The sequence below is a fragment of the Thalassobaculum sp. genome, assembly GCF_040219215.1.
Taxonomy (GTDB): domain Bacteria; phylum Pseudomonadota; class Alphaproteobacteria; order Thalassobaculales; family Thalassobaculaceae; genus Thalassobaculum_A.
Map to the genome: position 1 here is coordinate 82,621 of NZ_JAVJSX010000031.1, position 22,960 is coordinate 105,580.

Annotated in this window: 21 protein-coding genes and 1 pseudogene; 10 read left to right on the forward strand and 12 right to left on the reverse strand. The window is 56.7% G+C overall.

The features are described 5' to 3' along the window. Positions 1–52: 52 nt before the first annotated feature. The 7 genes and pseudogenes from RIC54_RS20200 to RIC54_RS20230 all read right to left on the reverse strand — a co-directional run bounded on the left by RIC54_RS20200 (position 53) and on the right by RIC54_RS20230 (position 6,194). On the reverse strand, positions 53–1,087 hold the full coding sequence (locus RIC54_RS20200) for an FkbM family methyltransferase (RefSeq protein ID WP_350091383.1): 1,035 nt from the start codon (positions 1,085–1,087) through the stop codon (positions 53–55). A 35-nt stretch (positions 1,088–1,122) separates the two neighbouring features. Next, complete coding sequence (locus RIC54_RS20205; protein WP_350091380.1) at positions 1,123–1,857, reverse strand: phytanoyl-CoA dioxygenase family protein; 735 nt, start codon at positions 1,855–1,857, stop codon at positions 1,123–1,125. A 13-nt stretch (positions 1,858–1,870) separates the two neighbouring features. Then, complete coding sequence (locus RIC54_RS20210) at positions 1,871–2,635, reverse strand: TylF/MycF/NovP-related O-methyltransferase (RefSeq protein WP_350091377.1); 765 nt, start codon at positions 2,633–2,635, stop codon at positions 1,871–1,873. Beyond that, positions 2,632–3,387 (reverse strand): phytanoyl-CoA dioxygenase family protein, encoded by a 756-nt coding sequence (locus tag RIC54_RS20215; protein WP_350091375.1) that lies wholly within the window; start codon positions 3,385–3,387, stop codon positions 2,632–2,634. Before RIC54_RS20215 ends, RIC54_RS20210 begins: the two co-directional genes overlap by 4 nt. A 90-nt stretch (positions 3,388–3,477) precedes the next feature. After that, positions 3,478–3,861 (reverse strand): annotated as a pseudogene (locus tag RIC54_RS20220) (DDE-type integrase/transposase/recombinase); the annotation flags it as partial. A gap of 93 nt (positions 3,862–3,954) precedes the next feature. Further along, positions 3,955–5,121, reverse strand: a complete 1,167-nt coding sequence (locus tag RIC54_RS20225) for a TIGR00180 family glycosyltransferase (RefSeq protein ID WP_350091372.1) — start codon at positions 5,119–5,121, stop codon at positions 3,955–3,957. Positions 5,122–5,204: 83 nt separating this feature from the next. Next, positions 5,205–6,194, reverse strand: coding sequence for a GDP-L-fucose synthase family protein (locus tag RIC54_RS20230; protein ID WP_350091369.1), 990 nt, complete (start codon positions 6,192–6,194; stop codon positions 5,205–5,207). A gap of 97 nt (positions 6,195–6,291) precedes the next feature. On the opposite strand from RIC54_RS20230, the gene RIC54_RS20235 reads away from it, so the two are divergent. The 10 genes from RIC54_RS20235 (at position 6,292) to RIC54_RS20280 (ending at position 17,365) form a co-directional block, all read left to right on the forward strand. After that, positions 6,292–7,368, forward strand: coding sequence for a GHMP family kinase ATP-binding protein (locus RIC54_RS20235; RefSeq protein WP_350091366.1), 1,077 nt, complete (start codon positions 6,292–6,294; stop codon positions 7,366–7,368). A 4-nt stretch (positions 7,369–7,372) separates the two neighbouring features. Then, positions 7,373–8,308 (forward strand): thiamine pyrophosphate-dependent dehydrogenase E1 component subunit alpha, encoded by a 936-nt coding sequence (locus RIC54_RS20240; protein WP_350091363.1) that lies wholly within the window; start codon positions 7,373–7,375, stop codon positions 8,306–8,308. Next, positions 8,295–9,359, forward strand: coding sequence for an alpha-ketoacid dehydrogenase subunit beta (locus RIC54_RS20245; protein WP_350091360.1), 1,065 nt, complete (start codon positions 8,295–8,297; stop codon positions 9,357–9,359). The genes RIC54_RS20240 and RIC54_RS20245 overlap by 14 nt, the downstream gene beginning before the upstream one ends. Before the next feature lie 25 nt (positions 9,360–9,384). Then, complete coding sequence (locus RIC54_RS20250) at positions 9,385–10,668, forward strand: DegT/DnrJ/EryC1/StrS family aminotransferase (RefSeq protein WP_350091357.1); 1,284 nt, start codon at positions 9,385–9,387, stop codon at positions 10,666–10,668. Positions 10,669–10,680: 12 nt separating this feature from the next. Next, positions 10,681–11,700: a GDP-mannose 4,6-dehydratase gene (locus tag RIC54_RS20255; protein ID WP_350091354.1), complete on the forward strand. Its 1,020-nt coding sequence runs from the start codon at positions 10,681–10,683 to the stop codon at positions 11,698–11,700. Between the two features lie 22 nt (positions 11,701–11,722). Beyond that, positions 11,723–12,487, forward strand: coding sequence for a sugar phosphate nucleotidyltransferase (locus tag RIC54_RS20260; protein ID WP_350091351.1), 765 nt, complete (start codon positions 11,723–11,725; stop codon positions 12,485–12,487). A gap of 80 nt (positions 12,488–12,567) precedes the next feature. Beyond that, positions 12,568–14,565 carry a B12-binding domain-containing radical SAM protein gene (locus RIC54_RS20265; RefSeq protein ID WP_350091348.1) on the forward strand — a complete coding sequence of 666 codons (1,998 nt, stop codon included), beginning with the start codon at positions 12,568–12,570 and terminating at the stop codon, positions 14,563–14,565. Next, positions 14,549–15,577, forward strand: a complete 1,029-nt coding sequence (locus tag RIC54_RS20270; RefSeq protein ID WP_350091345.1) for an aldo/keto reductase — start codon at positions 14,549–14,551, stop codon at positions 15,575–15,577. The genes RIC54_RS20265 and RIC54_RS20270 overlap by 17 nt, the downstream gene beginning before the upstream one ends. Continuing rightward, positions 15,574–16,323 (forward strand): SDR family NAD(P)-dependent oxidoreductase, encoded by a 750-nt coding sequence (locus RIC54_RS20275; protein WP_350091342.1) that lies wholly within the window; start codon positions 15,574–15,576, stop codon positions 16,321–16,323. The genes RIC54_RS20270 and RIC54_RS20275 overlap by 4 nt, the downstream gene beginning before the upstream one ends. Positions 16,324–16,411: 88 nt before the next feature. Beyond that, positions 16,412–17,365, forward strand: coding sequence for an NAD-dependent epimerase/dehydratase family protein (locus RIC54_RS20280; protein ID WP_350091339.1), 954 nt, complete (start codon positions 16,412–16,414; stop codon positions 17,363–17,365). Between the two features lie 87 nt (positions 17,366–17,452). Here RIC54_RS20280 and RIC54_RS20285 read toward each other — a convergent pair whose 3' ends face one another. Genes RIC54_RS20285 through RIC54_RS20305 form a run of 5 tightly spaced genes read right to left on the reverse strand, consistent with a single transcriptional unit; the run spans position 17,453 to position 22,668 of the window. Further along, the gene (locus RIC54_RS20285) at positions 17,453–18,253 is read right to left on the reverse strand and encodes a class I SAM-dependent methyltransferase (RefSeq protein WP_350091336.1); all 801 of its coding nucleotides are present in this window, start codon (positions 18,251–18,253) and stop codon (positions 17,453–17,455) included. Next, positions 18,217–19,008 carry a phosphocholine cytidylyltransferase family protein gene (locus RIC54_RS20290; protein ID WP_350091333.1) on the reverse strand — a complete coding sequence of 264 codons (792 nt, stop codon included), beginning with the start codon at positions 19,006–19,008 and terminating at the stop codon, positions 18,217–18,219. Before RIC54_RS20290 ends, RIC54_RS20285 begins: the two co-directional genes overlap by 37 nt. Continuing rightward, positions 19,005–19,634, reverse strand: coding sequence for a gamma-glutamyl-gamma-aminobutyrate hydrolase family protein (locus RIC54_RS20295; protein WP_350091330.1), 630 nt, complete (start codon positions 19,632–19,634; stop codon positions 19,005–19,007). Before RIC54_RS20295 ends, RIC54_RS20290 begins: the two co-directional genes overlap by 4 nt. Continuing rightward, a complete protein-coding gene (locus RIC54_RS20300) occupies positions 19,631–22,042 on the reverse strand; it encodes a PEP/pyruvate-binding domain-containing protein (protein WP_350091327.1) in 2,412 nt (803 codons plus the stop codon). Before RIC54_RS20300 ends, RIC54_RS20295 begins: the two co-directional genes overlap by 4 nt. Further along, positions 22,039–22,668 carry an adenylyl-sulfate kinase gene (locus RIC54_RS20305; RefSeq protein ID WP_350091324.1) on the reverse strand — a complete coding sequence of 210 codons (630 nt, stop codon included), beginning with the start codon at positions 22,666–22,668 and terminating at the stop codon, positions 22,039–22,041. Before RIC54_RS20305 ends, RIC54_RS20300 begins: the two co-directional genes overlap by 4 nt. Positions 22,669–22,960: the final 292 nt, after the last annotated feature.

A 22,960-nucleotide genomic window follows, 5' to 3' on the forward strand; every position in this document is an offset into this window, starting at 1 on the left:
CGTGCAGAATATCAAGGTTTCGCTGAACCGAATTGGTTTCGAGGTAGCGATATTATGTTTCTGGACTGGTCGTTACGGCCCAGGAAACGTCACCGCGCTTGCGTCTGCTGTCGACGAAGGTCCCGATTCCAATCGCCGCGGTCTCGGGCGCCGCCTTTGCTTGAGACAGCACGGCTTCAACATCTCGAACTTCCGAAGCGAGGTCCAGGCGAGAAGCCGTGTCGATCCAACGCCGCAGCAGATCGGCCTCTGTCGGATCGGATTCGAGGGCGTCGACCAGTTCACGCGCAAACTCAAAAAACTCAAACAGCACCGAAGAAGCAATTAACACATCGTGCTGCCGCGCTGACAGCAATGTCTCAGCCGCGGTCATGAGTGGATCCTTGAAGAAGACTGCATCGGCCTGGATCACACGTTCCCGCGACCAATGATTGCGACGGTCCAGTCGGTTGTGTGATCTCAAGCGCATCGTGTCGAAGCCATAAAACGAGAAGCCCAGCGCCCGCAGCCAGCGCTCGACCTCGGAGAACAATCCCTGCCCAGCATACAACTCAGCAAACGATACCTCGCAGATCACAGCGACAGTGCGCTCTCGCAAGGTGCGCTCGCCACCTTGCAGGATCTCAAGCTCAGTGCCCTGGGTATCGATTTTAAGGATTTCCCCATCGGTGTTGGCGCTCCCGTCGAATATCACCGAGTCGAGCTTTCGCACTGGAACAGCCAGCTCACCGACTTTTCGCCATTTCTCCATTCTGTAGCGATCGACGAACTGAGTGTTCGGCGGTCTAAGTGAGTCATTCGTTGGTGCCGTGAACCGGTGCAGTGTCGCCCGTCCATCGAAGCCGGCGAGGCCGATGGACTCAAACCTCAGGGACTGGAACGGAGTACCCTCGCGCTTTACCTGCGCCTGAAGAACCGCGCTTTCATTCGGATCGGGCTCGAAGCAGAGCACGCTTGCATAGGGTGCGAGCGGCAATACCGTCTCGTGCACGCCCCCACGGGCACCTATATCGACGAATCCAATCGGCTGCTCACGAAGCCGGGCTGCGAGGGCGCTTTGCGAAAATGGATTCATCGGTACGGTCATATCTGAGGGCCGATCAGGGAGTGCGGGATTCGGGCCTAGTGCAACGGCACTTCGGTGCGCTTGGAGTAGCTACCAGGGCGGAAACGTTCGCCGGATACGATGTAGGTCGACAGCAGCGCGTTCCGAGTCAAGGTCGTGCGATTCTGGTGTGATCCATGAACCAGATGCCCGTGCAACACCACTACCGCACCGCGAGGCAGCGAGACGTCAATCGGAGTATAGGCGGGAGGCACGACGCACTCTTCGTTGGCTGCGTTCGGATCCTGGTTGTGATCTGCAGTCCTGACCGGCAAGCGTCGCGTCGGCAGGATTGGCTCACGATTGGTACCTGGATAGATCACTAGTCCACCTTTTTCCGGTGACACATCGGTCAGAGCGCTCCAGACCGACGCGAACACTTCCGGTTTGGCCTCGATGTAATAGTTATCTTGGTGCAGGGAGAACCCACTGGTGCCCGGGACACCGAAAAAATACTCGGTCTGGAGGCCCGACAGCGGAGCGCTCATCAACCCCTCCATCAGAGCGACGACCTTGTGGCTACGCAATGCCTCAAGGAAGATCGGATCGGTCCTGTGAGGGTGCATAAGCGGGGTGAAATCGCCCTGCTCAGGGCCCGGAAACGCCAGCGCCGCTGCGTTGAGGCGCTCGCACTCGGCATCCGACCAGACATCGAGTTCGATCAGGAAACCGTGGCGTAGATAGAACGCTCGTGCCTCTTCCGGCTCAATCCCGAACTGGGGCGGTGCTGTCATATCAATGTCGATCGGCATTTCTGTTGAAATCCTAATCTTTGACCAGATAGGCGCCCGGATTGCTGCTCCAATCGAAACGTTGGAGTTTGACCTTCTTGTCCGCAAAAAACTCATCCACCGCCCGGCTTTCGCCCTCCCAGGGTGGTATGCCGTATTCGTCAAACGCAACGATTCCGCCAGGTACCACCAGGGGCCAGAGAATCTCGAGGGCAGAGAGCGTCGGGCGATACAAATCCACGTCGAAATGCAGCAGTGCGATCCGGATGCCCGGATTGTTTTCCACGAAATGTGGAACCGTTTCCTCAATGTTGCCCTTTACCAGTTCGACGCGAGCCTTGTAGGGGATAAACCGGTCGGCATCGAATATTGCGATAGCGTCACGCAGGGCGGTTTCAAAATCCTCACTGTCGAAACCACCGTCCCGCTTGCCGACCTCGGGAACCTCTTTGCCGTCCTTTGCCTCGAGGCTTCCGAAGCCGCGGAAATTATCGAAACCGATGACGCGGCGTTGGCGGTCACCCATGTTGCGGATCTCCATGAAGTTCGCGAACGCCATAAGCGAACCACCGCGATACACCCCGAGCTCGACCACATCACCCGGCAGATCCATGACTTGTCGGTATAGCTCGTAGAGAGCCAGAAAACGCTTCATGAACACGCGACGGGTGTAGATTGCGAAGTTTCGCCAGATCTCACGGTGAGTAATACCGTGCTTCGCGAAATGGTCCTCAAGCATCCGCTCGATTTCATCGTCGGCTGCGAAGTTCTTCCTGCCGTCGAACTGGCGTTCGTTCATGGGTGGTAACGCTCACTTCCATCGAGTCTCACGAATCGACCCCTGTTGAGGTCGAAGTAGTCTTTGCCGTCGAGTCCATCGTCCGGGTGAACAAGCCGAAATTCAAAGGACCGTCGGTCGATCCTGCCGTCTGGCCCGGGTACGGTGCGGTGGATCGCATGATCGCCAAATAGAAGAGCATCGCCCATTGTCAAACTGAATCGTGATGAGGATTGCGGTACAAACTCGGCGATTCTGGCGCCGTGGTCACCCTCTGCTGTGTGGGCGAGACTATCGGTGTTGCTATGACCGTATGCAAACTCGAGGGTAGATGCTGCAGTTGGATCGAACTCCAGGGGAACGAAACAGGTTATCACGCGCAAATGTGCCCGACTGCCAAGAAGCCGCTGATAACCGATGTCCTGGTGCCAGGGGACAAGTTGGTGCGTTTGGGTGATGTGGCGGATCTGAACCGGGAAGATCACCCAAGTGAAGGGGCCAAGCATATCACGGCTGGCAGGTGGCAACTCACGCCAGAGATCGTACCAGAATGGATCGAAGCGAAAAGAGTCCAGACCGGTTCCAAGGCGAACCGCCCGGGCGTCCCGGTCGTTGTCGGGATCTGGACGATGGGAAGCCTCGACGGCGTCAAAATGCCCTCGGACGCGACGTATTGTTGCGACATCGAAGAACGACCGCGCGTGATGAAAGAAGGCTCGATCGAGTGTCTTCGATACGCTCTTCACCTTGTCTCCAGCTTCGGCCTGAATCATCCACGGTGTCGGTTGAGTTTGAATACGGAATAACTGCCGCTAATGGAAGCCCCGGCAGACTGGCCCGCTGCCGGTTCCGTGGACGCGTGGTTAGGCTAACATGACGCGCCTCGCGAACTCGATAGGGCTGAGGCAGCCGATCGTCGAGTGCGTTCGCGTCGTGTTGTAAAACCGCTCGATACAATCGAGCATGTCGCCCCGGGAGGCGTTACGGGTGCGGTAGACCTTCTGGCGGACGCGATCGGTCTTTAGCGACGAGAAGAAGCTCTTCATCGAGGCGTTGTCCCAGACGTTTCCGGACCGGCTCATCGAGCAGGTGACGCCGTATTAGGCCATCAGGCGCCGGAACGGCCCGTTGGTGTATTGGCTGCCCCGGTCGGAATGGTGCAGCAGCGCGCCGTGGCTGCCACGGCGCCAGGTCGCCATGAGGAGGGCGTCGGTGACGAGTTGGGCGGTCATCTCGAACTTCGTCGAGGATAGATTCTGAGGCGCGCAGGTCAGGGCATAAGTGCACTGTAGTGTAAATCTGATCCGCCAGTTATCGTACTTGGATGTTCTTAAATATATTTAAGTTTTACTAATCTTGGAAATAGTGGATAGGAGAAAATTGATCGCGTGTGGTTGTCTTCGACACGCATCGACCCAAGAATCTACATTGGATGCCTGCACTAAAAGGTCCCTGTTTAATGAGCGAAATATCAAGCTCCTGGAATCAGATCCAAGTAATATTGCTTTACAAACGTCGTCGATAATATGCTCGGCAAACTCTGCAGTAATTTTTGAAAATTTTTGTGTCAAAGTTTGTAGCATTTTTGAGCGAAACTTAAGAAAATAAGCGTACTCACTCTCGTCAAAAAGTTTGTAAATCAAGTCTCTCTTCTGATGGTTTTTATTAGTTGAAATGCGAGATTGACCTGTTCGACGTATCATAAACAAGTCGTCAGTCATGTGCGAGTTGCCGTGCATCGCTATATTAAGAGAAAAGGCAATATCAACAAGTTGATCCATCTTTGTTGATTTCAAGTACATTATATTATTCATGCTATTTTTATATACATTTACTCTAGTTAAATTATACCATGTCATAGCTGTTGCCACTGCTAAAATAACTAGGCGATCATGAATTCTAGTTTGATTAAAATCAGGCGTAAAATGGCCTCCAACCAAAATATCACTTTCAGGATCTGGTGAGTTTCTAAATATATTGATGGATGGCCCGTTTACCGATACGATGACATCGTCGTTGTCCATGGTTTGTATTCCAGAATTGATCGCTATAGGATTATAAAAATCATCATCATCCCATTTCAGAAAGTACGGAGTTTTGGCATTTTCTACAATAAATTCAATTGGCTCAAGGCTTAGCGCATTCTCTGGAAATAATTTATGTTGTATGTCTAAATTGGAAAATTTATTACAGTATGTTTGAATCGCTTTCCAGTGTAGTTTCTTGTTTTTTTCATTACTTGAATCGGCAACAATCAATTTTGCTCCTGGAAAATGTTTTGAAATATATTGTATGCAAGACTCAAAATATACTGGCCTGTTAAATAGTGACATGCCAATTGTGAGTTTACTGAAGTCAAAAATCTCATCATACGTAAATTCAACGTCGTATACTTCTGATTGTTTGAACTTCCATCCCTCTCGTTTAATGTAGCTCTTTTGAATCGCCTTGCGAAACTCCACTAAATGGTCTATTGTTAATATTTCTCCAGGTATTATCGGCGTCATTTGATTGCCAATCCGTTGGTTCGAGGTGAGTTTAAGTGAATGTTATATTTCAATAATTTGAACATTCGTGACAATTAGATTGATCAGTGAATTGTATCAATGACACCATCTAGATTTTTCTTCGAATTAAGTGTCGATCGGTACCATTCGTAAGTGCGTTTTAGTCCGTCCTGGATTGAGGTTGTCGGAACCCAGCCAAGATGACGGATTCTTTCGCCATCCAGTGCCTTCTGCATCATTCCGTCCGGCTTCGTAACGTCAAACACAAGGTTTCCTTTGTAGCCAATAGTCGATGCAATTGCTTTGGATAATTCATATATTGATACTGAGTGTCCAGATCCAATGTTGATAGGTTCAATATCAGAGTAGAAATCTAAGGCAGTCAACAACCCAACCGCTAGATCATCGATATAAAGGAATTCTCGTGTCGGTCGACCCGAGCCCCAGACGGTTACCGTCTCTGCGCCGGTCTCGTGAGCGTGATGAATTCTGTTCATTAGGCCGCCGCATACATGGGAAGCGGCCGGATCCATGTGCTGTCCTGGCCCGTAGATGTTTGGCGGGACGACAGAGATGAAGTCTACCCCGTACTGTCGGCGATAGGCGCTGCACAGCTGAATTCCGGCGATCTTGGCGACGGCGTATGGTTGGTTCGTTGGCTCCAGTGGGCCGGTGAGCAAGCTCGATTCTCGGAGCGGTTGTTCCGCATCGCGCGGATAGATGCACGAAGCAGCAAGGTATGCGAGCTTCCTGCATCCGACGCGGCGTGCTGCCTCGATCACCGATGTGGCTATCGCAAGATTGTCGAATATGAAGTCTGCTGGCCGTTCTAGATTTGCCGCAATTCCACCGACGGTGCCCGCCGCGACGATGATTCGGTCGGGCCGGTGTGTGCCAACCCAGGCCAGAACAGCGGCTGCGTCTCGAAGGTCCAGATCCGATCGTGCAACTGTAAGAACGTCAGTCCCGCGTGCCTTCAGATGGCGGGCCACGGCGCTTCCGACCATCCCGTTGTGACCACAAACCCAGACTCGCTCCGCAACTTGGCCGTCAAATTTAGCGCTACCGGACATCTATAACCTACGAGGCTAGCTTGTGCACATAGTGCATGTAGTGGAATGGTCTGCCGCAGCCGTATATATGGCAGGTGACCTTCGCTGGAGGATAACGTTGATTATCACGCGTACGCCATACCGCGTCTCCCTGTTCGGCGGCGGGACCGACTTTCCAGCATGGTACCTGAAGCACGGGGGGAAGGTCGTTGGATTCTCGATATCCAGGTACGCCTACTTAACAGTACGCTTGCTTCCTCCATTCTTCGAGCACAAGCACCGAGTTGTCTATTCTTGCGTAGAGACGGTCAACTCGATCGACGAAATTCAGCACCCCGCTGTACGCGCGGTCCTGTCCGATCAGAGAATCGAGACAGGGCTCGAGATCCATCACGACGGTGACCTGCCGGCGCGTTCTGGCCTCGGCTCCAGTTCATCGTTCACCGTGGGGCTTCTGCACGCCATACACACGCTTCAGGGACGCAAAATTAGCAAGCAGGCGCTTGCCGGCGAGGCAACTCGGATCGAACAGGACATTATTGGCGAGGCTGTTGGCAGCCAGGACCAGTGCTGGGCGGCTCACGGCGGCTTCAACAGCATCACCTTCCAACCTGACGGTCGGGTTGTCGTCAAGCCTGCCACCCTTTCGCGGACTCGATCATCCATACTGCTCAACCATCTGATGCTGTTCTTCACCGGACTCTGCCGATTGGCCCCCGCGATCGAAGCGGAGAAGATAGTCAACATTGAGCGACGAATAGTCGACTTGCGTGAGATCGGTGCCCTTACCGACGAGGCGATTGCTATTCTAGAGGGAAATGGGGATCTTGCCCCGCTGGGGGACCTGCTGCATGAGAGCTGGCGCGTCAAGAAAGGACTTGCAACTCAAGTAACCAGCGTCTCGATTGATGAAATCTATGATCGGGCCAGGTCGGCTGGCGCGACAGGTGGCAAACTGCTCGGTGCTGGCGGCGGCGGCTTCATGCTGCTGTTTGCTCCGCCCGAACGCCAAGCCGCAATCAGAACGGCATTAGAAGGGTTGATTGAGGTTGATTTTGGTATCGACTATTCGGGAAGCTCGGTCATCTTCGATGAGCCTGAGCAGTTGAGCCGTTGCAATGCTCGCACTGTGGACGTGTTGAACGATGTGGGATCGCCTCGGCGTGGATCTGATTCTATTTTAGCGGAAAGATAGTCTCGTGGATTGGGAGGATTTTTACTTCAAAATTTTGAGAATTCGACGTACCGAAGAGAAAATTGTACAATTGTACCCAACGGATGTCGTTAAAAGTCCGGTGCATTTGTCGATTGGACAGGAGTTTATCTCGGTTGCGATCTGCGCGGCGCTGAATGTGGATGATATCGCATTTGGAACCTATCGGTCGCATGCCCTTTTCTTAGCGAAGGGTGGTGATATCCGGGCGATGTGGGCCGAATTGTTCGGCAAGGTAGGGGGAATGGCACGCGGTCGGGCCGGTTCCATGCATTTGGGAGATCCGGCTGTCAACATGGTCGGAACATCCGCGATCGTTGCGACTAGCATTCCGAACGCGGTTGGATACGCGTTGGCGGAGAAGATCCGCGGGTCTGGGCGGATCGTCGTCGCATTCTTCGGAGATGGAGCGACTGATGAGGGCGTGTTTCACGAAAGTTTGAACTTCGCCAGTCTGAAGAAACTCCCCATCCTGTTCGTCTGTGAGAACAACTCATACGCTATCTACTCTCATGTCCACGATCGGATGCCGGCCGCGAACTTTATCGAACGCGCCGCCGGTTACCTGATTCCTGGAACGAAAGTGGATGATGGCACGATCGATGCCGTCTACTTTGCCGCGCGTGATGCGATCGACCGGGTTCGAAGGGGGGCCGGCCCGGCGTTTCTGGAGTGCGCCTGCAGCCGTTGGCTGGACCATGTCGGCCCGGGTTCTGATGTTGAGCTCGGCTACCGTTCATTGGCGGAACTGGAGAGTTGGCAGCGGCGTGACGAAGTGGCGCGAGTGGCGGGAATGCTCGACGAGTCGTCTCGTCGGCAAATCGAACGCGCGGTGGACGATGAACTTGCCGATGCGCTCATTTTCGCTCATGAAAGCCCTTTCCCCGATCCGACGGAAGTGGAACGGCATGTCTTTGCCTGAAGGCGCAGGCCGGTCACTCAACTATGCGCAGGCCATCCTGGAAGGCACGCGCCAGGAGATGGAACGTGACGACAATGTCTTCGTCATGGGGCTGGGCGTTGATGACCCCAAGGGGTTGCACGGCACCACGATAGGGTTGAACCGGCTGTTTGGCGCTGACCGGTGCTTCGACACACCGATTGCCGAAGACGCCATGACGGGAGTTGCCATCGGCGCGGCGCTCAACGGGATGCGGCCGATCCATGTGCACCAGCGCATGGATTTCCTGATGCTGTGCATGAACCAATTGGTCAATGTAGCAGCCAAGCAGCATTACATGTTTGCGGGAGCGTTGAAGGTCCCGATGGTTGTGCGGGCCTCGATCGGGCGCAGTTGGGGCCAGGGCGCGCAGCACAGCCAAGCCTTCCACAGTTTCTTCATGCATGTGCCGGGGCTCCGCGTGGTGTGCCCGACCACCGCGTTCGATGCCAAGGGCGCACTGATCGCCGCCATTCGCGACGACAACCCGGTGATGGTCGTTGAGCATCGCATGCTGTATGCCCTCAAGGGGATCGTTCCGCTGGAACCTTATGCCAGCGTGATCGGCAAAGCGCGGATCTTGCGTCCGGGCACTGACCTGACGATTGTAGGCGTGTCGCATATGCTGGCGGAGTGCTTGCGGGCGGCCAACCGGCTTGAGGACATTGGGCTCTCGGTCGAGGTCATCGACCCGATATGGCTCGCGCCGCTGGACATCGACACCATTGCGGCTTCGGTGGCCCGCACCGGGCGGCTACTGGTGGTAGACAACGGCTGGACGAATTGCGGCGCGAGTGCGGAAATTATATCCCAGGTGCTGGAGTGGCTGCCCGGGGCGGCACCGGTGGTCGGGCGCATGGGGTTCCTGCCGACACCCTGCCCAACCACTCGGGTTCTGGAAGAGGCTTTCTACCCGACCGGACGGACGATCGCGTTGCGCGCCGCTCGACTATGTGGCCACGGACAGGCCGACACGTGGGACCCCGGGCCGGTTCCCGCCAGCGAGGTCACCGAGTTCCGCGGGCCCTTCTGATCACCGCTAATCGAGAGAGCAGACAATGGTGTCGCCGTTTGACGAGGTTCGCGAAAGCGTTCGCCGCTACTGCGAAGCGAATCACGACTTCAGCTTCGATCCCGAACAGCCAATCGTGCGTCTGCACGAACCCACCTTCGGCGCCGACGAGATCAGCGCCGCGCTCGAATGCATGTTGACGACCCAGGTGACAATGGGTCCCAAGGTGAAGGGGTTCGAACGGGAGTTCGCCGGCCACTTCGGCTGGTCAGATGGGATCATGGTGAACTCGGGGTCCTCGGCCAACCTCCTCGCCCTCGCAACCCTGTCAAACCCAGCGTTCGCAGACCGTCTCAAGCGCGGCGACGAGGTGATCGTGCCAGCACTGTCCTGGTCGACTACCGTGTGGCCGGTGGTTCAGATGGGGTTGATCCCGGTAATGGTCGACCTCGATCCGGCAACGCTGAACATTGATCCAGCGCAGATTGAGAGCGCCATCGGACCGCGCACCCGGGCCGTAATGATCGTGCCGGTTTATGGCAACCCCTGCGACATGGACGCCATCACCGACATCTGCGAGCGCCACGGGCTGATCCTGATCGAGGATTGCTGCGAGGCATTAGGCGCCACATATGATCAGCGGCCCGTCGGGCAGTTCGGCGCTGTCGGGACCTTTAGCTTCTACTACTCGCACCATATGACTACCCTCGAAGGCGGGATCTGCGTCACCAACGATCCGGAGTTTGCTGAACTTGGACGGATATTGCGTGCTCATGGCTGGATCCGCGAGACCGAGAACCGCCAGAGCTGGATCGACAAGTATCCCGACATCGACCCGCGCTTCTTGTTCGTCAACACCGGATTCAATCTGCGGGCCACCGAACTGCAGGGGGCCATGGGCTCCGTACAACTCCCGAAACTGGCCGGGTTTGTCGAAACCCGCCGCTCTAATGCCGCTTGGTTCCGCCGCGAGCTCGACAAGTTCGAGCGAGTCCTTGAGTTCCAGGACGAGACGCCGAAAGGCCATCATTCCTGGTTCGGTTTTCCAATCCGCATCCGCCCCAACGCGGACTTCACGGTCGCCGACATCTGCACCCATCTCAACCGCGCTAACATCGAAACCCGGCCGATCATTGCTGGCAATATCGCTCGGCAACCCGCCATGAAGACCATTGAACACCGGGTCTACGGCGACCTGCCTCACGCAGACCATGTCATGCGCAACGGCTTCGCGTTCGGCAACCACCAGGCGATTGACGAGGCGGCGCGCGCGTATATCGTCGACCACATCAGCTCGTTCATGGCGGAGCGCCAAATCGGCGCGGCATAAGGGAACGGCACCATGGCAGCGCCGCGTGCTCTGATAACGGGCATCACCGGAATGGTGGGCTCCCACCTTGCGGAGCGGCTCCTCGAGCACACCGAATGGGATATCCATGGTCTGTACCGGTGGCGCAGCCCCATCGACAACATCCGGGCGTTGATCCCCCGGGCGAACCGCGGTGACCGAGTCTTCCTGCACTATGGCGAATTGAGAGACAGTCAGTCGATCAACCAAGCGGTTGCCGAGGTGAAGCCGGACTACGTCTTTCACTTGGCCGCTCAGAGCTTTCCGCGCACCAGCTTCGACGCACCGCTGGATACGTACGATACCAACATCAATGGGACGACGAGGGTGCTGGAGGCGGTGAGGCTCCATTGCCCTCAAGCAATCGTTCACGTCTGTTCATCGTCGGAAGTGTTCGGTCGTGTTAGCAGGGACAAACTGCCAATCGATGAGGAGTGCTCGTTTCATCCCGCGTCGCCATACGCGATCTCGAAGGTCGGGACGGACATGGTCGGGAGATACTATGCGGAGGCGTTTGGTCTAAGGACGCTGATAACCCGGATGTTCACCCATACCGGTCCGCGTCGTGGTGATGTCTTTGCGGAATCGAGCTTCGCGAAGCAAATCGCGATGATCGAGATGGGATTGATGGATCCGGTGATTCGTGTCGGAAATCTTGACTCTCTGAGAACCATCGCCGATGTGCGTGACGCGGTACGGGCGTACCATTTGCTTGTCACAGTCAATCCGGTTGCTGGATCATACTTCAACATCGGCGGCTCCCATGTCTGCAAGATCGCGGACGTCTTGGACACGCTGTTGTCCATGTCGACCTATGCCGGTCAGATTTCGGTTGAAGTGGACCTGAAGCGGTTGCGGCCCATCGATGCGGATTTGCAGGTACCGGACACGTCGAAGTTCGCCGCCCATACCGGGTGGTCCCCGCAGATACCGTTCCGGAAGACGATGTCCGATTTGCTCGACTTCTGGCGGCGGGAGGTCACGGAGCGGAGCAACGGGCATCTCAATCGGTGACTGGCGTGGATCGCAATCAGATTTGACAGATCGGCCAATCACACAAGTCGCGATCCTGGTCGGAGGCAAAGGGCGCCGTTTAGGCGTTCTGACAGAAACAACTCCCAAGCCACTGCTCACTGTGGGTGACCGACCGTTTCTTGACTACCTTCTGGCACGATGTCGGGTGCATGGACTTTCACGAGTTCTCCTGCTTGCCGGACACTTTTCTGAGGCGGTTCATACCTATGCCGTTGGTGCCCGCGAGAGGTTTCGCGACCTCGATGTCAGTATCGTTACCGAAACGGAACCGATGGGTACCGCCGGAGCGGTCGTGAATGCGCGCGATCATCTGGATGAAATCTTCTATGTTCTGAATGGCGATAGCGTGTTCGATTTCAACTGGCGGCTGTTGGGGGGGCATCTGGCCAAAAGCGATTTGGCGGCGATCGCGCTTCGGAGGCTTGATCATACCGGTCGCTTTGGCACGGTCGACTTACGCCGCGACCGCGTTGTGGCGTTTCGGGAAAAAATGTTCTCAGATGAGTCGGGTCTGGTAAATGCTGGCGTCTACCTGATGCATCGCGCAGCGATTGCCGATTTGCCACGTGCACCGTGCAGCCTTGAAACCGAGATCTTCCCGGTTCTAGCGAAACGTGGGACGCTGGTTGGCGTGGAAGATGAGGGAAATTTTCTGGATATCGGGGTCCCGACGGATTTCCAGGAGGCCAGTATGCGACTACCAGACTGGACTGTTGACTACCTGCGTCGGATGTCCCAAGTCGAGACTGGGAATCGAGACGGTTAGGTGCGAGTTTCTTAGCTAGGGGTGTGGTTTGTGGGAATCGCAATCCTGCGTCTGCCGTGTGCTATCGTCTCCCTGGAGGTATGAACGCGTTCGTTATGCAGACGTATGCAAAAACCCGTGTTGGCATGGTCCAGATAAACAACAGTTTTTCTGGTCAGAGCTATTTGCCGTATTCGGTTGCCGTTTTGGAGTCTTATGCCCGCAAGCACCTTGTTGATCCCGATCGGTTTGAGTTTGTGCTCCCGATTTATGCGCGAGCGCCGATTGCTCAGTCGGTCGACCAACTTGCGGAGTGCGACGTAGTCGGCTTCAGCGTCTATGTGTGGAACTTCGAGATTTCGCTCGAGATCGCGCGTCGCCTCAGGCGGGTCCGGCCTCAGGTGCTGATACTTTTCGGCGGCCCGCACGTTCCTGACGCAGGCCTCACATTCCTGGCAGAGCACAAGTTCATTGACATCGCTGTCCACGGTGAAGGGGAGAAGACCTTCACCGAGATCTTGGATCACGTTGACGACCAGGACTGGAGCTCGATCGCTGGCCTCACTTACCGAGGTGTGGATGGCCAACCCACGCGCAACCGGCCACGTGAACGGTTCCGCAGTTTGAACGATGTCCCGTCGCCATTCTTGGACGGGACGTTTGAACGACTTATGTCGGCACGTCCGGATGAGACTTGGATTGGCTTGTGGGAGACCAACCGCGGCTGTCCGTTCCGATGCACCTTCTGTGATTGGGGCTCGGCGACGGGTGACAAGGTATCGGTCTTTGAGGAGAATCGGTTGCGGCGCGAGATCGACTGGTTCGCCGAACATCAGATCGAGTTCATTTTCTGCTGTGACGCGAACTTCGGGATCAAGAAGCGCGATGTGGATTTGGCTGAATACGTCGCCGAGGTCAAGCGGATGACCGGCTATCCGTCGGCCCTGTCGGTGCAGAATACCAAGAACGCGACGGAAAGAGCGTATCGTACCCAGAAGATACTGTCGGATGCCGGCCTGAACAAAGGCGTCGCTCTGTCCATGCAGAGCCTCGATCAGAACACCCTGAAGCACATCAAGCGGGACAATATTTCGCTTGATACCTACTTCGAGCTGCAAAAGCGCTTCACCGAAGACCGGGTCGAGACCTATTCCGACTTGATCCTTGGGATGCCCGGGGAAACCTACGACAGCTTCGTCGGCGGGACCATCCAACTCATCGAGAACGGGCAGCACAACCGCATTCAGTTCAACAATCTGTCGATCCTTCCGAACGCAGAGATGGCGGATCCGGAGTATCGTGCCCGGCATGGGACTGAGACGGTGCGTTCGCGGATCATCAACATCCACGGTGTTCGCACTAACCTGGAGGATGATGTCCCTGAGTTTCAGGAACTAGTCGTGGCGACCAGCACCATGCCGCCGTACGACTGGCGTCGGACACGAATCTTCTGCTGGACGGTCGCGCTGCTGCACTTCGATAAGCTGTTCCAGATTCCGATCGCCCTGGCCAACGCGCTGGGAGGAGTTGGGTACCGGGAGGTGTTCGAAGCTTTCATGGATGTGGACGCCGGAAAATACCCCATCCTGGCTTCGATTCAGGCTTTCTTTGAGGACGAGGCTCGCTCGATCCAAGGAGGGGGTAACGAGTACCATTTTGCGGAAGAGTGGCTTGGTATCTATTGGCCGCAGGATGAACTCGTGTTCATTCGTCTGGCTACAGATGGTAGAGTTGAAGCTTTTAACAGTGAAGCAAACCAGCTGCTCAAAGAAGTATTGCGCCGACGGGGCACGCGTGTTCCGGACGGCCTTATTGATGATGCGATCGAACTGAACTCGGCGCTTATCAAACGGCCGGGACCGGTGAACGATGTCGTCGTGCGGACACGGTTCGATATTTTGAGTTTCTACGACGAGTGGCGCCTGGGCCGGCCAACCGAGCTTCGATCAGTTCCGACCGATGTCCGCGTGGATCGGGCGACCGCGCAGTATCTTGATCTTCAACAGTGGTGCCGTGAAGTGGTCTGGTGGGGCAATAAGAAGGGTGCTTACCTGTACTCTGGCTCGTCACACGAAAAGCAACTTGCCGGGCATTTCTAGGGCGATGCAGCCGCGCTGCACCATCGGCGCCAGTGGATCGATCGTTGGGTTCGGCGGCTGGTCGATCGGCGGGCGGACGCCAGGTGAAACGTCCTATGGAGACATGGACGAGTCGGTGTCCATTGCCGCCATCGAGGCCGCGCTTGCTCAGGGCATTACGCATTTTGATACGTCACCGGCCTATGGCAATGGTCGCAGCGAGCGTTTGATCGGCGCGACCACGAAGAGCTATCAGGACGACGTAACGGTTGCGACGAAAGTAGGAATCGGCGGATGGGACGAACCCGCCGACTATTCCGAGCGAGCAATCCGGACGTCCATTGACATGAGCCTTAAGCGCCTCAACCGGGACTCGATCGACATTGTTTATGTTCACAGTCCGCCAGCAGCGCTGTTTGACGAGAAACCCGAGGTGCTCTCGACACTAAAGAGCCTCCAAAGGGCGGGCGTGGTGCGGTCGGTCGGCGTATCCTGTCGAGCACCAGAAGATGGTTGCTCAATCCTAGAGCGGCACACGGTGGATGTCTTCCAGGTGAACTTGAACATGCTCGATATCAGGGTGGTAACAAGCGGCTTGTCGCAGCTAGCGGCCGAACGCGGCGTCTCGTTGATCGCGCGCACCCCGCTTTGTTTTGGGTTTCTGAGTGGCTCAGTCACAGCGTCTAGTGTTTTCAGCGAAGGTGACCACCGTCGTCGCTGGTCTCGAGAGCAGATCCGGTTGTGGTCTGAGGGAGCGGCGATGGTCCACCGAATGTTGGAGGTCCAGCCGGGCAGAGAGGCTGTACTGGCATCGTTGCGTTTCTGCCTAGCGATTCAAGGGGTTAGAGTAGTGCTGCCGGGTATATCGTCACCGGACGAGGCGTTGATCAACGCCGAGGCTGGCCACCTTGGACCGCTTGACAAGGCGTCCGTCGAGAGGGTGATCGATATGAACCTGCGCACCTCCTTCTTTAAACCGCATGGGAACCCGTCCTCGCCGAGCGTCGAGCGTCCGATGACGTTAACGGAATGACCGCCCAGATCCAGCACGCTGCGGGAAGCTTGCTCGTGACGGGCGCAGGACGAGGTATCGGCCGTGGAATCGCGTTGCTCGCAGGGAAGCGTGGCTACAGGGTGGCTGTGAACTACGGCACTTCGGCGGAAGCGGCCGAGGATGTGGTCAGTCTGATTCGAGAACACGGTGGTGAAGCCTGCGCCATCCAGGCTGACGTTGCCGACAAGCACGCCGTCGCGGCGCTGTTCGACGAGGTAGAGGGTACTCTTGGCATAGTAACCGCTCTGGTCAACAACGCGGGCACGCTCCCCACCCGACAGACTTTCATGGACACCGCTCCGGAAGACATCGAGCGTTTGTTGATGGTCAATGTGGCGGGCCCGCTGAACTGCATCCGACAGATGGTTCAGCGGTTGCGTTCCCGATCCGACGCGAAACCGATCGGGATAGTGAACATCTCTTCGCAGGCAGCGGTGTTCGGGGGAAGCCTCATCGCGGGATACGCTGCGTCAAAAGCCGCATTGAACACGTTGACGGTTGCGTTGGCCAAGGAACTCGGACCCGAGGGGATTCGGGTGAACGCGATCTCGCCGGGGGTCATCTCCACGAACTCGCGAGGGCCTGCCTCGCAGGAGTTTCTCCAGCAGATCCCTTTGGGGAGGGAGGGGTCGCCCATTGATGTCGCCGAGGCAGTTCTCTGGCTCATGTCGCCGCAAGCGGGCTACATCAATGGCGCTATAATACCGGTTTCCGGAGGAAGATAAGCGCTGTCGGGATGCGGGCCGGACAGGCGTAGCGGCACGGTTGCCCGCTGACAGCATGTAGCGACCCCCTGCACCCAGGAGAAATGGCTTGTCGGCAAGAACTGTTCTGGTCTGCGGGGCGACTGGGTTCATAGGCCGCAACGTTGTCGAGCGGTTTGCGAACCGGCCGGACCTGCGAGTTCGGGCCGTGTGCCACCATCGTCGACCGTTCCATATCAATGGGGTCGATTGGGTATCGGCCGACTTGACGAAGGTTGATGATGTCGAGCGAGTGGTTTGCGGCGTGGACGTCATCGTCCAGATGGCAGCGGTGACGTCCGGTGCCCGGGACATCGTTGAACGCCCGTACATTCACGTAACTGACAACGCGGTGATGAACAGCCTGCTGCTGCGGGCCGCGCACAACCAAGGTGTCGAGCATCTCGTCTTTCCCAGTTGCAGCATCATGTATGCACCCAGAGAGGGCCCCCACGACGAGGAGTCGTTCCACGAAGGTGAGGGGATCGAGGCCCGGTACGAACCGGCGGCGCGTACGAAGCTCTACATCGAGCAAATGTGTCGGTTTTTCGCTGGGCTGGGGCGTACCCGATTTTCGGTGATCCGTCACAGCAACGTTTACGGCCCACACGACAAGTTTGATTTGGAACGTAGCCACGTGACAGGTGCAACGATCACCAAAGTCATGACGGCCCAAGATCATGTTGTGGTCTGGGGTGATGGCACCGAAGGGCGTGATCTGCTGTTCGTGGAGGACATGGTGCGGCTGATCGAACGGCTCATCGACCACCAAGACGTTGCGTTCGAACTGCTCTGTGCCGGAACCGGCAAGGCAGTTCCCGTCAAGACTCTGGTCGATCGGACTATCGCGCTGTCCGGTAAGCCGTTGTCGGTGCGGTTCGATCGCTCGAAGCCAGGTATTAATACGACGGTGTCTCTGAGCAGCGCACGCGCCGAGCGCCTCTACGATTGGCGTCCGGCTGTCGGCCTTGATGATGGGCTCACACAAACGCTCTTGTGGTGGAAAACCAATCACCAAGGGTGATCCATGTGGCCTGTAGCGGTTGAAAGGTGGGCGGCAGTCGAAATTTCTATGCCATCAGAGCAGATGGGCATTTCAGTGCGGCGGAGGTCAAATGGCTCTGAGGATCCAAGCCCGTGTCTGATAGGTTGCGTCGATCCACTCGATGTCTGATGTACGGTTTTCAACATAGGTCATGAACGTCTTGAACTTCTCGGCCCCTGCTTGAACTTGTATGTCATTCACGGAGCGCCAGGCAGTCAGATAACGTTCTCGCGACATTCGCTCGACGTGATATCCTTCTATGTAAAGGAGGCCGTCGAAGCCATCGGTCGTCATCATTCGTTCATTGAGTCCTTCCGTAAAATCAGACCGGCCGGACGATATTCTGTTAAGAGTGGGGACGGAATCTCGAAGGGCTTCCTCGATTTCGTATAGCAAGGGATTTTCTTGCAGATACCGAGTGTTCCAAACTGCTGCGAAGACACCCTTGGGGCGCAGGATTCTACGAAACTCCAACATTGCTGCGTTGTAGTTGGTCCAGTGAAATGACGAAGCCATGGTTACCAGATCAACGCACGAATCCGGTAGACCAGTGTCTTCGCCGCTGCCGGCGAGCCACACGATAGATCGGCTATCATTGCCGGCTTCTCCTTCCGCACGCATGGCGTCGTTGGGCTCCACTGCACGCATGTCGGACATTCCAGCGTCGTACAATTGCCGGGTCCAAATGCCGGTACCAGCTCCGATGTCTGCCGCTGCTGGTTTCCTGTAACGTTGATCGACAAGTGCGAGAATGGTTTCAGCGACGACCGGCGCATAGCCGGGCCGCGATGCCGCGTAGTCTCTCGCGAGACTGGTGAAGTCACCATGCTTCATAAGGTCTTTACTTTCTCTTCGTACCAGCGCCAATCATGTCTCCATGATCGATCGAGATTGGTCAGCATTTGTTCATACACGCTGAGATCGTCCGGCGTGTCGACTTCCACCCAACGCCCGCTACCGGCAACTGTGGTCACCGTGGTTCCCCGGGCGATCAACAAAGCGAGCAAGCTGGTCATATCGATTGACGCCCGAATGGTTGGCTCGAGGTCGTCCAGCGCTGCCGCCATCGCACGCCACCCGTCCGGCAGGATCCGCAGTAACCCCATGTATTGGCCCCTAACGTCGTCGATCGACGACGCTCGCCCTCCGATCTCCAACAGCGTCCCCGCCGCGTCAACTCGGAACGTCTCGGCGTCACTTAACGGATCATCCGAACGCATTTCCCAAAGCCGTCGCCAATCTTTGTCGTAGGTTAAGGTGACGGGCGCGGGCGGTGCTTCAACAAGTCGGCGTACCCAGTCAGGGTGGTACGCGATATCTGAGTACGAGACGATGGCGCCAGTCGTGGCAAGCCACGAGGCGCCACACGCCAGAGTCGCTACCATGTTGGTTCTCTCCCAGTTGGCATTCTCGAATGCAACAGGAATGACTTGCTCCACTTGGTACGCCTGATAGCCGGCAATAGCAGCGATTGGGTCGAGTGACGCAGACGCCAGAGCCAGTCGTTGCCACTCTAGGAGTGGGCGGCCCGCGAGGCGGGTCATTCCCTTCGGACTGTTGGCCGTCAACTCGCCGAGCCGGCTTCCGCGACCGGCCGCTAGAATGAGCGCTGGTAAGGTCATTGGTTGGTCGGCAGGAAATGGCGCCGAAACAGCATGATGTCGTCGTTGCTTGGGGTCGACTCGCGCTCCGGATGCCACATGATACCAACAGTCCGTCCACCATCGGCCGATATGGCCTCGATCGTTCTGTCATTCTGTTCAACAGCCAGAATGTTCCAACTTGCGGGCAAGGGCGGGATGATTGTCATCGTGTGGAAGGAGTTGACGACACTGGGCATCGCGGCGTCGTGGTGCGTGATCTGCAATTTGTGACGGGTGGCAGCATGGCGATCAGGATCGCATACGGCCAATCCGCAACCATTGTGAACAGCGAGCATCTGGAGGCCACGACAAACGCCCAAGATCGGCAGGTCGTAATCCCGCGCAAACTCGATCAACATTGACTCCGTTTTGTCACGGAGAGGCGCCTCACCGGGCGTTTCCCCACCCGACAGAATGAGCCCAGTCAGATTCCAGGAACGAGCGAATTGTACAATGTCCGACCCGAGATTTGGGAGGGGCAGCCAAGGAACATCTGGAAGTGCGGCATTCATGTAATGGGCCCAGTCCTGAGCAAGGGCGTCGCGCGGCTCCAGGTAGGTAGACGCCTGCACGATCCTCTGCGTGATTCCGATCCGCACGCTCATGCCACCACACGAACGCTGCTTAATGCCCCATCGATCTCGGCCTTTCGAGCGTTTGCGATATCGTGGAACAGCAATTCTCCGCATCCAATCGCGGCCGGAATTCCAAATTCCGCACAACGAATTGCCATATGTGAGTTTGCTCCCCCGAACTGCGTGACAAGACCAACAATGCCACGTGTGAAGATCCAATCGAATCCGGGATCGGCATTCTCGATGCACACGATCGATCCGTGGAGGCTGACGCTTGGTCCATCATTGGTGATAACAACGACCGGTCCCTCAACTCGTCGAGTCCCAACGAAGTTCGGTAGGGAGCGGTGCACGGGCACTATGTAGAGTTCGTCAATTGACCGGATTAGATAGCTGAGCCTGAGCGCGTGAGTTTCATTCCACGAAGAGCGCGCTATCTCGATGCGGGCAGCAATAGCCGAGCGATCAACATGGCCGTTTTGCTCGATAAGGTCGGACAAGGCTTCAATCGACAGATGGGACAGATTCTCGCGATCGAAACCATGGAGTTCGCCCCACGCGGCCAAACCTTCCAAGAAATCAGACAGATTCCTCGTGAACACGAACTTCCCGAACTCTCGACCAATGATTCCACGCTGTGCATACTCAAGTAGGGTGCGGGTGTCGATGCCGAGATTAGCTTCTGCCAGCAGCCTATTGAGGGCTGCGGTCTCTCCCGCCGACGCTTCGAACGGCTCGGGCGTGGACGTTTCGGCTGAGGCTGCGCTGTTAAACAGATCCGACCTATCGTCAAGTCGACGTGAAAGAATATCGTAGGACCCGGGGCGGACATGACCAAAGAGATGGAAGAAGTCCTCCGGCGTGCAGCGTCCTCTCGCAACGTCGAATAGCGAATTGGTCAGGTCGCCTGCGATTGTCCGAATTGATTTCTTGAATTGTTCAACACGTTCGGGAGCGACTGCGCCACGAGCCACGGCACTCCGCAATATTGCCTCGGCGCAAAAGCCATGCCGCGCCAGAATCGCAAATGCGAATGTGCCGCGTTGCGCTGTATCCAAAACACCAAGCAAAGTCCGGGGTCTTGCCCAGTTTTCTGAGCTCAACCACGGCTTATGAGGGCCGGCGGATTGTTCAGCGGCGAGGTTCCGGATCATCTGCTCCGCCCGCGCGAGCGTTCCCCCAGCCGCTGGATCCAGCATCGCCCGAGTGAGTCCATGGAGGAAAACAAGGAGCAGATCACGGTCATCTTTGCGTAGTGCATGACCATAATTTGTCGACAACTGAAGGGGGGTCGTGAAGTCGAGGACTGTCGGCGCTACTTCGAACTCGATGCGATCGTGGAGTTCCGGGTGCGCGTCCACCCGCTGGATCTCTGCATCGACAAGGCGCTCGGCAATACCGTCATCAAGGTCGCGTGGGAGGAAGGAGTTCAGTGATGCCCGGATGTCGATGTACGGCCGCCCGGCTAGGCTGGCCATCAACTCAGTATTCGCGGGTAGTTGACGGTAGCCCATCGATCCTCGCGATGATCTCCAGACCTCTTTGGTAACAAGGCGTTGATAGACCGAGAAAGCAAGCGCTCGCGGCGCCATCCCGATCATCTCTGCTGGATTCCAATCTGTCATGTTGCCGAGAATGCTGCGTCGCCCGACGATGCCTGGCTTTGGCTCGAGCCAGCGCTCGGTAACGGGCTCGATCTCACTCAGGATCTCGGTGATCCGCTGGCCGCCAACGCCGTTCCACTTGGACACGGTCGGCATCCGGCGAGCTTGCAGAAGGACGGGCTCACCGTCGGTCGGAATCGCAAACTCAATATCGATGGGGACGCATCCGGTTGCATGCTCGACCGCTCGCACCAACCGCAACATCGACTGTACTCGTGTTGACCGTAGGGCATGCTCGGTTACGCTGTGGTGCAAATACAATGCCTTGTGCGCTCCGAACCCGCCCGTCACAGCATCCGTGCGCTTGCTTTCGTCGTCATAGGCGATGGCATAGTACGGAGCGCCAGTAGACAGGTCGCGCGAGAAGATCACTCCCGCCGCTTCCACATCACGCACCATTGATTGCACCAAGACCTCGTTCGCCGGACTTGGCGACGGACCGTATGAAGAAATCACCCGGTCAATGGCCGCACTGACATCCGAGTCATCTCCCAGACATACATCCAACGCGCTGTCGTACGCGCCAGCCATCGACATGCTCCCGCCGTCTTCATCCAAGGCGCTCGATCGGACTGCAACTGTTGCTCGGTCTTTCAGTACTAAGCGGAGGCGGTCAAGTACAACCGTGCGGGATCTCTCCCAATCGGCAACGGTAAAATAGTCGAAGTCCGGCACTTTGATATGAGGAGCGTAGGTGCGAAGCGCCGAGAGGGTCCCGGCCTTGGTGCCGAACGTAAAGCCGTCATCCACAGTCTCAGTCGGATTGTCGTTCATGAATGAGCAGCCTGATAGCGCGGATCGAGAGATATTATGTCGGTCACGATCTGTTCGATCGAACGTGTTCCATCATTGACGATCTCAATATCGGGACGCTCTGGCCATTCGACCTCAAATTGAACCCCCGCGACATGGCCCGTATTGGTGGTGCCGGCATTGGCGTAGAGACCTTTGCTGTCGCGTTGCCGCAGGACGGCCATCGGAACCTGCAGCACCACCTCTCTATACTGGTGGACATGTTCGCGGTTCCACTCCTGCACCGCGCGAAACAACGAGATCGTCGAGCACACAACGTCCACGCCTTGCGACACAATGAGTTGGCAAAGCCGAGCGTACTGTGTGGCCAAGGCTCGACGTTCATCGGGGAGAAGCCGGTCGGTCGCATCCATTACGCAACGCAACTCATCCCCGTCCAGATGGATCACCGCTATGCCATTCGCTCGTAGTCGGGCAGCCAGCATCCGACCAACAGTGGTTTTCCCCGCTCCGGACAGACCCGTGATCCACCAAAGCGTACCTGGATGCAGTGACATTAGGGCCCCCATCGAACGCTTGTCATATACGCCAACCGCGATCGAAACCACAGGATGGGCTGGTATGATCCAGAAGAACCATTGCAGCACTTCGATTTATCGGTCGTCCGGACTCTTCCACACTGGTCGTGCTGGGCAATGTCATTGATCTGCTCCTCGTTGGTCCCTCACCGGTAGTGGGAGTCCGAGTTGATCATGCCTGGACCGCCGCCGCGATGGTAGCCGGGGACTGGGCCGAAGGGGGCGCAACCGGCCTCCTGTGGACCGGATGAGTGCTGCTTGCGGGATCGGCCTTAAGCTGCGACAGCTCGGACTCTCATTATCCGTGAGCGACCAACGGGGAGCACGTCATGGCCGACCAGGTGCCGTGGGAACTAGGTGT